The sequence below is a fragment of the Saccharothrix sp. S26 genome, assembly GCF_021390395.1.
Lineage (GTDB): Bacteria > Actinomycetota > Actinomycetes > Mycobacteriales > Pseudonocardiaceae > Actinosynnema.
This window is the reverse complement of the sequence record NZ_JAJUWT010000008.1, coordinates 178592-192360: the sequence shown is the minus strand read 5'-3', so window position 1 is coordinate 192360 and position 13769 is coordinate 178592. Positions and strand designations below refer to the sequence as shown.

General features: G+C 72.9%; 13 protein-coding genes. 10 read left to right on the top strand and 3 right to left on the bottom strand.

Annotated features, from left to right (window positions below):
- Nucleotides 1–273 precede the first annotated feature (273 nt).
- Both LZG04_RS15060 and LZG04_RS42510 read right to left on the bottom strand, forming a co-directional pair.
- Nucleotides 274–1059: a sugar phosphate isomerase/epimerase gene (locus tag LZG04_RS15060; protein WP_233817310.1), complete on the bottom strand. Its 786-nt coding sequence runs from the start codon at nt 1057–1059 to the stop codon at nt 274–276.
- 38 nt (nt 1060–1097) lie between these two features.
- Nucleotides 1098–2111 (bottom strand): hydroxyacid dehydrogenase, encoded by a 1014-nt coding sequence (locus LZG04_RS42510; protein ID WP_233817308.1) that lies wholly within the window; start codon nt 2109–2111, stop codon nt 1098–1100.
- 195 nt (nt 2112–2306) lie between these two features.
- Here LZG04_RS42510 and LZG04_RS15050 point away from each other — a divergent pair, with 195 nt between their 5' ends.
- The 5 genes from LZG04_RS15050 to LZG04_RS15030 all read left to right on the top strand — a co-directional run bounded on the left by LZG04_RS15050 (nt 2307) and on the right by LZG04_RS15030 (nt 8310).
- Complete coding sequence (locus tag LZG04_RS15050; RefSeq protein ID WP_233817306.1) at nt 2307–3329, top strand: sugar ABC transporter permease; 1023 nt, start codon at nt 2307–2309, stop codon at nt 3327–3329.
- A complete protein-coding gene (locus tag LZG04_RS42505; protein ID WP_233817304.1) occupies nt 3326–4213 on the top strand; it encodes a carbohydrate ABC transporter permease in 888 nt (295 codons plus the stop codon). Before LZG04_RS15050 ends, LZG04_RS42505 begins: the two co-directional genes overlap by 4 nt.
- A gap of 55 nt (nt 4214–4268) precedes the next feature.
- Nucleotides 4269–5912 carry an extracellular solute-binding protein gene (locus tag LZG04_RS15040; protein WP_233817302.1) on the top strand — a complete coding sequence of 548 codons (1644 nt, stop codon included), beginning with the start codon at nt 4269–4271 and terminating at the stop codon, nt 5910–5912.
- An 80-nt stretch (nt 5913–5992) separates the two neighbouring features.
- Nucleotides 5993–6676, top strand: coding sequence for a response regulator transcription factor (locus LZG04_RS15035; protein WP_233817281.1), 684 nt, complete (start codon nt 5993–5995; stop codon nt 6674–6676).
- 50 nt (nt 6677–6726) lie between these two features.
- On the top strand, nt 6727–8310 hold the full coding sequence (locus LZG04_RS15030; protein WP_233817279.1) for a lipase family protein: 1584 nt from the start codon (nt 6727–6729) through the stop codon (nt 8308–8310).
- 9 nt (nt 8311–8319) lie between these two features.
- On the opposite strand, the gene LZG04_RS15025 is transcribed toward LZG04_RS15030, so the two are convergent.
- Nucleotides 8320–8790: a hypothetical protein gene (locus LZG04_RS15025; protein ID WP_233817278.1), complete on the bottom strand. Its 471-nt coding sequence runs from the start codon at nt 8788–8790 to the stop codon at nt 8320–8322.
- A gap of 112 nt (nt 8791–8902) precedes the next feature.
- Here LZG04_RS15025 and LZG04_RS15020 point away from each other — a divergent pair, with 112 nt between their 5' ends.
- The 5 genes from LZG04_RS15020 to LZG04_RS15000 all read left to right on the top strand — a co-directional run bounded on the left by LZG04_RS15020 (nt 8903) and on the right by LZG04_RS15000 (nt 13755).
- Nucleotides 8903–9316, top strand: a complete 414-nt coding sequence (locus LZG04_RS15020; protein WP_233817276.1) for a hypothetical protein — start codon at nt 8903–8905, stop codon at nt 9314–9316.
- A 144-nt stretch (nt 9317–9460) separates the two neighbouring features.
- Nucleotides 9461–10144 (top strand): sigma-70 family RNA polymerase sigma factor, encoded by a 684-nt coding sequence (locus tag LZG04_RS15015; protein ID WP_267936507.1) that lies wholly within the window; start codon nt 9461–9463, stop codon nt 10142–10144.
- Nucleotides 10145–10354: 210 nt separating this feature from the next.
- Complete coding sequence (locus tag LZG04_RS15010; RefSeq protein ID WP_233817272.1) at nt 10355–10561, top strand: hypothetical protein; 207 nt, start codon at nt 10355–10357, stop codon at nt 10559–10561.
- Nucleotides 10562–10644: 83 nt separating this feature from the next.
- A complete protein-coding gene (locus LZG04_RS15005; protein WP_233817270.1) occupies nt 10645–13257 on the top strand; it encodes a CHAT domain-containing protein in 2613 nt (870 codons plus the stop codon).
- Nucleotides 13258–13344: 87 nt separating this feature from the next.
- Nucleotides 13345–13755 carry an STAS domain-containing protein gene (locus LZG04_RS15000; RefSeq protein WP_233817268.1) on the top strand — a complete coding sequence of 137 codons (411 nt, stop codon included), beginning with the start codon at nt 13345–13347 and terminating at the stop codon, nt 13753–13755.
- The last annotated feature ends 14 nt before the right edge of the window (nt 13756–13769 follow it).

Sequence of the window (13769 nt, the reverse complement as noted above, 5' to 3'; positions counted from 1 at the left end):
GGTGTGGGCTTGCGGCGGTTCGGTCCGAGGCCGGCGGCCGGTCCTGCAAGTCGCGCGGTCCGGAGGGCGAGTCGCGCAGTCCGGAGGGGCGGGTCGGAGCGGATGGGGCGATGGGGTGGGGTGGGCAGGGCTGCGGTCGGTCGGCGGCCTCGTTGTTCCAACCGACGTTTGGAGGTTGGGGAAACGGCGTTATTTTTGGTGAGGGTTTGAGATTCACCCGTTCGTGGACGGTGAGGTGGGCGGTGAGGTGGGGGAATCGGTGGGTGGTTGCGGTTACGGGTGGTTGGTTGGTCGCCACTGATCGTACCAATCGGCGGCGGCGCGCAGTGGTGTCGAAAGGGGGGCGATGGTGGGGTACCAGGCGCGTTCCCACTCCAGGGACACCCAGCCCGACCAGTCCGCCAACAGTCGCCCGCACTCCCCCAGTGGCACGTCGCCCTCACCCGGCGGGACGGGGGTCGGGTCGGTGGTGGTGACGTCCTTGAGTTGGAAGTAGGCCAGGTAGTCGGCCAGGGTGGAGCGGGTCTCGGCCGGCCGTTCGCCCGCGCGCCACGGGTGGACCGCGTCCCACAGCACGGCGACGTGTTCCGGGTCGCCGAACGGCTCGACCAAGCGCAGCGCCGCAGCGCCGGTCGGGTGCGAGTCGTGGGTCTCGACCAGCAGCCGGACGCCCGCGGCGCGCAGGTCCGGCAACACGGTGGCGAGGTGCTCCGCCGCCCGGCCGTCGTCGCCCGCGGTCGGACCGCCGGGGAACACGCGGACGGCCGGTGCGCCGAGCAGCGCGGCCAGGTCGACCAACGCGCGCAGTTCGTCGACGACCGGACCCGGCCCGCACACCTTGGGGTAACCGGCGAGGCAGGCGATCTCCAGCCCGGCGTCCGCGACCTGCTCGCGCACGCGCGCCGCCCGTGCGGGCGGCATCCCGAGACTCACTTCCTCGTCCGGGTGCACGCGGATCTCCAAGCCGTCGCAGCCGTGTTCGGCCGCGACGCGCGCGCTGTCCCGCAGCGGCACGCCGGGTGCGCCGAGCGTGCTCACCGCTAACCGCCACCCGCTCATGGGCACCTCACCTCACGCAAGATCGTCGCACCGCACGGTCAGGCGATGTAGGGCAGGCGCTCGGGTTCCACCCGCCCGAGCAGCGGCGTGCCCTTGAGGAACCGCCCGACCTCGGCGACGGCGAACTCGCCGAGGCGGCGCAGCTCGCGGCCCTGCGCGCCGGCCAGGTGGGGTGTGATGAGCACGTTGGGCAGGGCGAACAGCGGGTGCCCGGCGGGCAGCGGCTCGGGTTCGGTGACGTCGAGGATCGCCGAGATCCGGCCGGTGGCGCACACCCTGGTCAGCTCGTCGGTGTCGATCAGCGAGCCGCGGGCGGTGTTGAGGACGAGGGCGCCGTCGGGCAGCAGGTCGAGCCGGCGGCCGTCGAGCAGGTGGCGGGTCTCGGGCAGGGCGGGCGCGTGGACGGTGACGACGTCGCTGCGGCGGCACAGCTCGTCCACGCCGACGGGTTCCGCGCCGAGGCGTGCGGCTTCGGCGCGGGTGACGTGCGGATCGTGGAGCAGGACCTCGACGTCGAACGCGCGGAGCCGGTCGAGCACCAGGCGGCCGATGCGGGAGGCGCCGATGACGCCGACGGTGCGGTGGTGCAGGCCGGTGTCGTCGCCGGGCAGCCAGTCGGCGGGGGCGCCTTCGGCGGCGGTGGCGTAGCGCCGGGCGCGGCTGAACGCCCGCTTGGTGCCCAGGACCAGCATGGCCATGGTGTAGTCGGCGACCGGGACGGCGTTGACCTGGGCGGCGGAGGAGACGACGAGGCCGCGGTCGAACACGACGGGGTCCAGGCGGGTCTTCACGGTGCCGGCGGCGTGCACGACGGCGCGCAGCCTCGGCGCGGCGGCCAGCAGGTCCGCGTCGACGCGCGGGCAGCCCCACCCGGTGAGCAGGATGTCCGCCTCGGCCAGCGCCGCGGTGGCGACGGGGCCGTCGAACGAGGTGAACGTCGTGGTCGGGTCGACGTCCACCAGCCGCCGCAACCGGGCGACGAGGTCGGGCGGGAACACGTCGGCGAACGCCCAGGGGGCGAGGGCGAAGACCGCGACAGGTCGCCGTGACACGGAGTGGGCTCCTATCAGAGGGCCGGGCGGCGGACGATCCATGTAAACGTTTGCACTCCTTCGTCACTCTACGCACAAGCCCGGCCGCCCACAACGTCCGCGCGACGAGCGCGGGACTGGCCTCTCACAGGCGAATACACCCAGCCCAAGGGGGCACGCAAGGCGTTGACGAACCTGTGTAACCGTTTTATCTTCGTGACCGTTCTGTTTCGGCCGGGCACCGCGAGAGAGGCGTTCGACGTGAGCATGACGCGGGTCCGCAGCGCCGCGACCGGTCCGCCGGGCGTGCCGGCGCGCCACGAGGCAGATCGCGCCGGTCCCCTGCGCCGGCTGCGGGCGGACCGGGTGCTGCTGCTGCTCGCGGCGCCGGGGCTGGTCTACTTCCTGGTCTTCCACTACGGCGCGTTGTTCGGCACCGTGCTGGCCTTCCAGGACTACGTGCCGTTCCTGGGCGTCTCGGGCAGCCGGTGGGTGGGGCTCGCGCACTTCGAGCGCATGGTCACCGACCCGCTGTTCTGGAACGCGGTGAAGAACACGTTGCTCATCGCGGCCTTGCAGTTGGTGTTCTTCTTCCCCGCGCCGCTGGCGCTGGCGTTGCTGCTCAACAGCGTCGTGGGCGACACCCTGCGGCGGTTCGTGCAGAGCGTGGTGTACCTGCCGCACTTCCTGTCGTGGGTGATCGTCGTGGCGCTGTTCCAGCAGATGCTGGGCGGCGCGGGCGTGGTGAACGGCTGGTTGTCGGCGCTGGGCGTGGGCGGTGTGGCGATCATCGGCAACCCGGACCTGTACGGGCCGCTGGTGGTGGCGCAGCTGGTGTGGAAGGAGTGCGGCTGGGCCACGATCATCTTCCTGGCCGCGCTGTCGCAGGTGGACGAGCAGCAGTACGAGGCGGCGGCGTTGGACGGCGCGGGCTGGTGGCGGCGGGTGTGGCACGTGACGCTGCCCGCGATCCGGCCGGTCATCGTGCTGCTGCTGGTGCTGCGGCTGGGCGAGTTCCTGTCCATCGGGTTCGAGCAGTTCTTCCTGCAACGCCAGTCGGTGGGGCCGGAGACCGGCGAGGTGCTCGACACGTTCGTGTACTTCACCGGCTTCGCGAACGGCGACTTCGGCTACGCCGCGGCGGTCGGGTTGTTCAAGGGCGTGGTGGGCGTGGTGTTGATCTACACGGCGAACAAGGTGGCGCACCGGCTGGGCGAGCAGGGGGTGTACAAGTCGTGAGCAGGGCAACGACGCCGGCGTGGATGGGCAGGCCGACCCCCGCCGTGCGGGTCGCGAAGGCGGTCGCGCTGACCGTGGTGGTCCTGCTGGTGGTCTTCCCGTTGTGGACGGTCCTGGCGACGAGCCTGGCGACCCCGCAGAACGTGATCGACAACGGCGGCTGGGTGGTGTGGCCGGACGAGTTCACCCTCAGCGCCTACACCGAGATCCTCCAGGGCGGGATCGTCAGTCGCGCGTTGCTGGTCAGCGCGGGCGTCACGGTGATCGGCACGGCGTTGAGCCTGGTGTGCACGATCGGCCTGGCGTACACGTTGAGCAGGCCCCGGGTCTACGGCGGCAAGCCCATGCTGCTGCTGGTGCTGTTCACGTTCCTGTTCCCGCCGGGGATGGTGCCGCTGTTCCTGGTGGTGCAGGGCACCGGCCTGTTCGACCGGTACGCGGCGCTGGTGCTGCCGTTCCTGGTCAACGTGTTCAACCTGGTCGTGATGCGCGGCTTCTTCCAGTCCATCCCGCCGGAGCTGGTCGACGCCGCGCGCATCGACGGCGCGGGCGAGCTGGGCATCCTGCGCCAGGTCGTGCTGCCGCTGTCCAAGGCGGTCATCGCGGTGGTCGGCCTGTTCTACGCGGTGGCCTACTGGAACCGCTTCTTCGAGGCGATCATCTACTTCAACGACCAGACGAAGTGGCCGATCGGCACCGTGCTGCGCCAGTACGTCACGGGCGGCGCGTCGCTGGCCGAGACCTCCGGCGAGCTGGCCACCACCTCACCGCAGTCCGTGCAGATGGCGGTCGTGATGCTGGCGACGCTGCCCATCGTGTGCGTCTACCCGTTCTTGCAGCGCTACTTCGTCAAGGGCGTCGTCACCGGGGCCTTGAAGGCCTGAAGCCCTTCCACCGCACCCACTCCTTTCGGCGCGACGCCGGGAGAGGAACCTCGTCATGGACCACCGCATGGACCGCCGTTCCCTGCTGCGGCTGGCGGGCGTCGGCGCGCTCGGCCTGACCGCACCGTCGCTGCTGTCGGCGTGCGGCTCCGGGGGCGCCGGTGGTGGCGTCTCCAACGCGGGCAAGGACCTGGCCCCGTGGCCGACGCACGTGCCGTTCGGCGGGCCGACCCCGGACGCGCCCGGCGACGGGACCGGCGTGCAGCCGTTGTTCCTGAACTACCCGGAGAAGCTGGTCAAGTCCGTGCACGGCCCCGTGGGGGACGGCTCGGACGTCACGGTGATGGTCGTGTCCTACGGCGCGCCGCCCAAGCCGGTCGAGGACAACCGGTACTGGCAGGCGGTCAACCGGGCGTTGGGGGTGAACCTGAAGGTCACCGTCGTGCCCGACCCGGAGTACGGCCAGAAGATGGCCACGTTGATGGCGTCGGGTGACGACCTGCCGGACATGATCATGTTCACGAACCTGGCGCTGCCGCACGCCGCCGAGTTCGTGCAGGCCCGGTGCGCGGACCTGTCGGAGTTCGTCGGCGGGGACGCGGTGAAGGAGTTCCCGAACCTGGCCAACCTCCCGACCTACGCGTGGAAGGGCATGGGCCGCATCGGCGGCCGGATCCACGGCATCCCGCTGGAACGCCCGATGCCCGCGAACAGCCTGTTCGTCAACCGCTCCGCGATGGACGCGGCCGGGGTACCGCGGGACTGGACGACCGAGCAGTACCTGGACGCGATGAAGGCGTTGACGGGCGACCGCAAGTGGGGTGTCGGCTGGTTCAAGACGCTGTTCACCGGGCTGGGCGGGGTGACCTACCACGCCGGCTCGCTGGGGGCGCCGAACACGTGGTCCGTTCAGGGGGACGCGTTCACGCACACCATCACCACGCCGCAGTTCGAGCAGGCGCTGGAGGTGATGCGCAAGCTGGTCGAGGCGGGCGCGCACTACCCCGACAGCCTCACCGCCAGCTCCACGGACATGCAGAGCCACTTCCACAACGGCACGGTGGCCTCGATCAACGACGGTTTCGGCTCGGTGAGCCTGTCCACCCTGAACAAGATCAACGGTCGGTTCGCGCTCGACCTCGGCCGGCCGTACGGGCCGCAGCCGACGCCGTGGCAGGGGCCGGGCGTGTTCGGCCACGTCACGTTCAAGAAGGCCGACGCGGCGCGGATCAAGCTGCTGCTGCGGATCTGCGACTACTTCAGCGCGCCGTTCGGCACCGAGGAGTACGAGCTGGCCAACTACGGCGTCGAGGGGCAGCACTTCACCAAGGACTCCGGCGGCATCAAGCCGACCGACCTCTACGCGCAGGAGAACAACTCGCTGCTGCCCACCAAGTACCTCGGTGCCGCGCCGGCCGTGCTGTACCTGCCCGGGCACCCGGACGTGGCGCGGGCCGTGCACGAGTGGCAGCAGGCGACGTTGCCGCGCAGCGTCCGCAACCCGGCCACGGGTCTGCGCTCAAGCACCGAGGCGGGCAAGGGCGCGCAGCTCAACCAGATCATCGGGGACGGCATCGCCGCGATCACGTTCGGCCGCAAGCCGCCGTCGGCGTGGCGGGACGTCGTGGCGCAGTGGCGGCAGGCCGGTGGGGACCAGGTGGCCGAGGAGCTGGCCCGGGAGCACGCCGCGAACCGGTGACGCCCGGGGCGGGGGGTGAACCTTGCGTTCACCTTGCGATCTCGGCGGGTGCGGGCGCGGTGCGGCAGGATCGGGGCGTCATGGACTTCTCGGTTCTGCTGGTCGAGGACGACGAGCACATCAGGCAGGCCCTCGGCCTGGCGTTGGGCGACGAGGGTTTCGCCGTCACCGACGCCGTGTCGGGCGAGGACGCCTTGGAGCTGCTCGCCGTCACCGAACCCGATGTCGTGCTGGTGGACCTCATGCTGCCCGGCGTGGACGGCCTGGAGGTCTGCCGCACCCTGCGGGCGCGCGGCGACCTGCCGATCATCATCGTCACCGCCCGGGCCGACGCCGCCGACGTGATCGCCGGGCTGGAGGCGGGCGCGGACGACTACGTGACCAAACCGCTGGTCGCCAGCGTGCTGGCGGCGCGGATCCGGGCGTTGCTGCGGCGGCGCGGCGGCGGGCGGCAGGACGAGGTGCTGTCGGTCGGCGGGTTGGAGATCCGGCCCGACGTGGGCACGGTCCACCGGGAGGGCGTCGAGGTGCGCCTCACCCGGACCGAGTTCCGGTTGCTGGTCGAGCTGGCGTCGGCGGGCGGCCGGATCGTCACCCGCGAGCAGCTGCTGCAACGCGTCTGGGGTTACGACTACTTCGGCGACACGCGGCTGCTCGACGTGCACATCCGCCGGTTGCGCCGCAAGGTCGAGGTCGACCCGGACGAGCCGGCGCTGGTGCTGACCGTGCGCGGCACGGGGTACCGCCTCGACGGGGACGCCTGACCGGGGTTCACCCCATCGGGCAGGGCTGATGCCGCTAACGTCCTGGTGTCGTGACCGCTTCCACCTCGACGGACCCCGTCAGACGCCCCGGCACGCTCCTGCGCGCCCGTCCGCTCGCGCCGCGGTTGCGGCCGGACCACGCCGGCGCCGCGTACCGGGTGTTCTACCAAGGCGTCGGGCACGACGGCCGCGGCAGGCTCGTCACGGGGTCCGTGTTCGTCCCCGAGGGCACTGCCCCGGCCGACGGCTGGCCCGTGGTCGGGTACGCGCACGGCACCACGGGCCTGTCCGACCGCACGGCGCCGTCGCGCACCGGGCTGTTGCGGTTGGAACGCGCGCACATCGCGGCCTGGCTGGCGTCCGGCTACGCCGTCACGGCCACGGACTACGAGGGCCTGGCCACGCCCGGGCCGCACCCGTACTTCAACGGCGAGGCGGTGGCCGACGACGTGATCGACATCGTCCGCGCCGCGCGGCAGCTCGACCACCCGCTGTCCCGGCGCTGGCTCGTCGCGGGCTTCTCGCAGGGCGGCCACGCCGCGTTGTTCACCGCCCTGGTCGCCACGGACTACGCGCCGGAGCTGGACTTCCTGGGCACGGTCGCGCTCGCGCCGCCCGTGCACCTGGTGCGGGTCATCGCCACCCGCACCAGCGACGCGGCGGCGGCCGTGTGCCCGTTCGTGCCGATCGTGCTGGCGGGCCTGCGCACCCGGCACCCCGAGTTCGCGCACGACTTCCTCACCGACCGCGGCGCGTCCCTGGTCGACCTGGCCGAGCGGGTGTCGCTGGTCGAGATGTTCCGCGCCACCAGGGCGGTCACGAACCACGAGACCGGCATGACCGACCTGACCCGGCACGCCACCGTGGCCCGGGTGCTGGACGAGTGCCGGGTGCCGATCGCCCGGCTGGACCGGCCGGTGTTCCTGGGGGCGGCCGGGGCCGACGAGATCGTGCCGCCGGCGGTGGTCCACGACTTCGCCGACGCGCTGGCCGCGGCGGGCAGCACCGTCGAGCTGACGACCTACCCGGACGCGAACCACGGCACGGTGCTCACCGCGGCCCAGCCGGACGCGACCCGGTGGGCGGCCGCCGTCGCCGGCCACTCCCCCGCGCCGGTCACGCCGTCGCCGCGGTTCGACCTGCTGGACGCGACGGGTGACGGCTACCTGTGCCGGGACGACTACGAGGTCTTCGCGCTGCGCCTGGTGCAGTCGTTCGGCCACCCGCCGCGCTCGGCCGCCGCGATGGCCGTCCGCTCGGCCTACCGCGCGCTGTGGCGGGCCCTGGCCGCCGAGTCCGACACCGACGACGACGGCCGGGTGGGCAAGTCGGAGTTCCTCGCCTGGGCCGGCCGGGCCACGCACACCCGGTTCGACGAGACCCTGCGGCCGCTGGCGACGGCCGTGCTGGCGTTGGTCGACACCGACGGCACGGGCGTGGTGGAGCGCGCCGAGTTCCTGGCCCTGACGACCCGGTGCGGCCTGCCCGAGGATGCCGCAAGCGCCCTGTTCGCGAGCCTCGACGCGGACCACCTCGGCACGGTCGAGGTGGACGAGGTCATCCGCGCCACCAAGGACTTCTGCTTGGACCCGCGCCCGGACCGGCCCGGCCACTGGCTGTTCGGCCGGTTCTGAGCCGCGCGGTCAGGTCTGCGGCCACATCGAGTACACGAGGTCGTCCTCGCCCGCGCACACGACCTGCGGCAGCGCCGGTTCGGGCACCTGGTTGCACGTCATCCCGCCGATCACCAGCGGCGGCCGTCCGGGTGTCGGGTCACGGCGCTCGGCGTAGTAGTCCACCAGGATCGCGGCGGCCTGGTCGCACGTCAGGCGACCCGACGGGGTTTCCACGACCACGGCCAGCATCGGCTTGCCCAGCGCGCCGGGGAACGGGTCGTCGCAGTACCGCGCGGGCGCGCCCTCGTCGATGGTCGGCAACGGCCTCGGGGTGGGCTCGGACGACTCGGGCGTGGTCACCGGTGTCGTCTTCTGCGCCTTGGTGGTCGTCGTGGTGACCGTCCCGGTCCCGGAGCCGGAGCCCGACACGGTGGTGGAGCAGCCCGTGGTCAGGGCGAGGAGGGCGACGAGGGCGAACCGCGGTACGGATGTGTGCACGGTGCCTGTGACGTGCCGGGGAGGCGCTCGGTGCGGGTACCGGGCATCACAGCGCGATAACGGTTGCGGGGGGTGCGCGCGGCGGGTCGGCCGTCCGGGTTTGCTGTGCGCCATGAACACGAAGGTCGCGTCCGTGCTGGTGGCCGTGGGGTTGGGCGCATCCCTGGTCGCCTGCTCGAGCAAGGGGGACGAGTTCGTCGCGGAGTTGAAGGCGGCGGGCTTCACCGCCGTCGGCGAGCCGCGCAGCGAGTCGGAGAAGAAGACGAAGAAGATCGGCAAGCGGACGATCAAGTCCTCGCAGAAGGTGATCGAGGTGACGGTCCGGGTCAAGGGTTGCGACCTGGAGTTCGAGAAGGTGTCCGGGCAGTCCGGCTACTGGCTGGACGAGTTGCACGTCAACGGCCAGGAGCCCGACTGGCCGGGTTACCCGGAGAACCTCCGGCAGTCCGACGTCGTGACCGCGTTCGCGGGCAACCAGCCGAAGCCCGACGGGTTCACCGACTGCTACAAGCCGAACGAGCCCTGATCCGGCGACGCACCGAGCCCGCGACCCCGTCCTCGATCACGAGGGCGGGGTTTTCCGCGTCCCGGGGTCGTCCGCCGCATTAGTGCGGGAGCTTCGCCGCGTGGTCGTGGTGGTGTGTCGGGTGACCGAGAGGAAGTGGTGGAACTGCCCGGCACACAGCGCACCGGACCCGATCCCGACCCGGACTGGCAGCGGTCGGCGGGCGCGCGGCGGCACGCCGCCTGCCTGGTCGCCGCGCGGGCCGGTGACCGCCGTGCCCTCGACGCGTTGATCGCGGACCTGACGCCGGTGGTGTGGCACGTCGCACGGGGGCACGGCCTAGACCGCGACACGGCGGAGGGCGTGGTGCAGGCCGTCTGGCTCGCCCTGCCCCGCCACCTCGACCGGCTGGGCGACGTGCGCGCGTTGACGGGCTGGCTGGTCGTCGCCACGCGCCGCGAGGCGCGGCGGACCTGGTCACCCGCCCGCCGGGACGAGGCGGCGACCGACGCGCCGGCGGAGCTGGTCGGCTCCTACGGCCTGCCCGGGGACGCGGTGCTGCTCGACGAGCGCGACCACCGGTTGTGGCGCGCCTTCGGCAGGTTGTCGCCCAAGTGCCAGGAGCTCCTGCGGCTCGGCGCGCTGGCCGGTCGGCCCGAGTACCGGGTGGTCGCCGAGTCGCCGACCGCGCCACGCCGTGCCCTCGGTCCGGCCCAGCACCGCTGCCTGGACGTGCTGCGCGCCCTCCTGGACGCCGAGACCGGCCCGGTCGGGCTCGCCGGCGTGGCCTCGGAAGCGCCGCCGGACGACGTGGGCACCGACTCCCGCTCACCCCGCGCGAACCCCTGACGACCCGTTACCTGAAAGGGTGATAGTCGGGGTCGTTTACGCACGGCATCGCTTGATCGCTTACTCGATGTGCGAAATCCCCTCGGGATCGTTAGGCCGTTGTGCCACTATTGGACCGTTCGAGCGGTACGAGGGGCCCGCCGAACTTGACTCAGAGCAATCATGAGTCGCTTGCACGGCCAAGACAGATCCCAGGGGAGGGAGATCGTTTTGTCTACGCCCACCGAGACCAGGAACGACTATTCGGAGGAGACCGTCGAGAGCGTCCAGCAGGACGGCACCACCACGACGGTCACCCCGGACACCGAGCCGGACCAGCGGGAACAGCACAAGCACCACGACGGCCACACGCTCGAGGACGGCGAACTGTCGCCCTTGTGCGCGGGCGGCGGGTGCCCTGACGGCACGGTGAAGTGAGCTGTCGGACGTGATCGAGCCCGCCGACCGGGTCTCCCGGTCGGCGGGCTTTGTTCCGCACCGTTCTGTGCTGTCATAGGACGGTGCCTGTCACCGCTGCTGCCGACGAAGTCACCGTCATCCGCGAAGCACGCGAACTGCACCGCAGTGGGCTCGACGCGACCTGCGCGGGACGGCACCACGAGGCGGCGCGGTTGTTGCGGCGCGGGCAGGACCTGGCCGACGCGATCGACCCCGTCGACCCGCGGCTGCGCTCCGAGTGGCTCGCCACCCGCATCCGGCTGTCGTCGACGTTCGCCAACGTCATGGCCGAGACCGACGGACCGGCCGCGGGGCTGGACGGCCTGGCCGAGGCGCGGCGGCTGATCGAGGACGTCGCCGATCCCGACGTGCAGACCGAACTGCTCGGCCGGGTCGAGCACAACCGCGGCCTGCTGCTGCTCAACGCGGGCTTCATCGAAGAGGCGATCACCGCCTTCGACGCCGCGCTGGAGCACAAGGAACGCCGCCTCGCCGCGGGCGGGCCGGTGACGCCGCTGGTCGACCTGGTCGTGAAGACGCTGCGCAGCCGCGGCACGGCGCACACCCGGCTCGGGTCCGTGCGCCAGGCCCGCCAGGACCTCACCAGGGCCATCGCGCTGGCCACCGAGCACGGGCTGCTGGACCGGGCGGCCGACGCCAACCACGCGGCCGGGCTGCTCGACCTGCGCGTCGGCGACCTGCCCGCGGCGTTGCGGCGTTACGAGCTGATCGAGCGGTCCTACCGGGAGCAGGGGCTGGACGTGCCGGTGCTGCTGGGCATGGACCGGGGCCAGGCGCTGATCACCGCCGGGTTGGCCGACGAGGCGGGCAGCCAGCTCGACAGCGTGCTCGCCGCGCTGCGCGCCGAGAGCGGCACCACCCGGATCCTGGGCAACGTCGAGCTCCACCGGGCCGTCGCCGCCTTCATGACCGGCGACCTCGACCTGGCGCTCACCACGGCGGCCTCGGCGCGGCAGCGGATGCGGCGCTGGGGCTGCGAGACGTGCGTGGCGAACGCGACGCTCATCGGGCTGCGCGTGGACACCGTGCTGGCGCTGCGGTCCGGGCGGGTGCCGCGGGCGCTGCCCGGGCGGGCGCTGGACTTCGCCGACTCGCTGCCCGTGCCCCGGCTCGCCGAGCAGGCCGCGCTGGCGCGGATGCTGGCGGCCCGGCTGGAGGTCCGCCGCGGTGACGTCGATGCCGCGCAACGCGTGCTCGACCGCGTGCCGCGACCGGGCAAGCTCACGCCGATCGACCACCGGATGCTGCGCCGGCTGTGCCGCGCCGAACTGGCCGTCGCCCGCGGCCGGCGCTCCGCCGCGCTCGCCGAGATCAGGGCCGGGCTGACGGACCTGGACCACGTGCGGGACCGGGTGGGCGGGCTGGAGCTGCTGTCGGGGACCGCGCTGCACGGCCGCGAGCTGGCCGAGCTGGCCGTGCGGCTGGTGCTGGACGGCGGCAACGCCCGCCGGCTGTTCTCCTGGCTGGAGCGGACGCGGGCGCAGACCTACCGCTACGAGCCGCTCACCCACGTCGACCCGGAGCTGGCCGAGCGGATCGCCGAGGTCCGCAGCCTCACGCAGTCGATCCACCAGGCCGAGCACGACGGCCACTCGACCGCCGCGCTGCGCGGTCGCCGGGCCGAGCGGCTGCGCGAGGCGAACCGGCTGGGCTGGCACACCGGCCGCTGGGGCAGGCCGCGCCCGGTCGCCGGGCTGACCGACGTGATGGCCCGGCTGGGCGAGCGGGCTCTGGTCAGCTTCGCCTCCTCCGAGGACGACCTGGTCGCGGTGGTCGTGGTCGACTCCGAGGTGCGGCTGGCCCGGCTCGGGTCGGCCGAACGGGCGGCGGAGAGCGCCCGGATGCTCAACGCCGACCTCAACGCGCTCGCGCCCGACCACCTGCCCGAACCGCTGGCGCAGGTGATGGCGGCGTCGGCGCGCAAGCAGGCCGACCGGCTCGACGCGCAGCTGATCCGGCCGCTGGCCGAGCTGATCGGCGGACGGGAGCTGGTCGTCGTGCCGACCGGCGCGCTGTACGCCGTGCCGTGGGGCGTGCTGCCGACGCTGCACGGGCGGCCCACCGTCGTCGCGCCGTCCGCCACCGCGTGGCTGGCCGCCGAGCGGGCCGAGGGCGGGCGCTCGGGGCGCACCGTGCTGGTGCGGGGTCCCGGGCTGCCCGCCGCCGTCGGCGAGATCGACAAGCTGGGCGCGCACTACGGCACCGCCGCGTTGATGTCGGGTGGGCACGCCTCCGTCAGCACGGTGCTGGAGGCGTTGGACGGCGCGGAGGTCGCGCACCTGGCCGCGCACGGCGTGCACGAGCCGGAGAACGCGCTGTTCTCCCGGCTGGAGCTGACCGACGGCCCGCTCTACGCGCACGAGATGGCCGGGCTCGCGCACCCGCCCCGGCAGGTCGTGCTGGCCGCGTGCGAGCTGGCCCTCAACCGGATCCGCCCCGGCGACGAGCCCCTCGGGTTCGCCAGCGCCCTGCTGGCCAGCGGCTCGCAGATGGTGGTCGCCCCGCTGAGCCGGGTCGGCGACCAGGCGTGCGCCGCCGCCATGGACGACTACCACCGCAGCCTGGCCGCCGGCGCGCGACCGGCCGTGGCGCTGGCCGACGCCATCGCGGTCGACCCGCTGCGCCGCCCGTTCGTCTGCCTCGGCAGCGGGTGAGCCCCGACGCCTCGGCGGTGTCGGCGGGGCGTCGAACGGGTAATGGTGGGAGACGGTGATGCGGCCGGGAGCGGGTGAGGGAGCGGCGTGCGCGGGGATGTCGATCAGCCGACGGTGACGGTCCGGGAGGTCGGGGACGACGGCGTGGTCGTCGCCGCCGTGCACGGCGACTTCGACGTCGACAACTTCCGCGAGGTGCGGGAGGCGCTGTTCACCTGCCTGAACGGCCGCGCGTCCGCGCTCGTGGTCGACCTGGCGGACGTGGGGTTCTTCGGGTCGATGGGCATCGCGGTGCTGGTGGAGGCGCGGCAGCGGGCCGACGTGGTGGGCGCGGAGTTCGCCGTGGTGGCGGGCAGGCGCACGGTCGCGCGGCCCATCCGGGTGACCGACACCGAGGACCTGCTGCGCGTGCACCGCACCTGTGACGAGGCGCTGGCCGCCGTGCGCGAGCGGTTCGGGCGCACGACGGACAGCGGGTTCTCCTGGTGGTCGTCCTGAGCTGACGGCGGGCG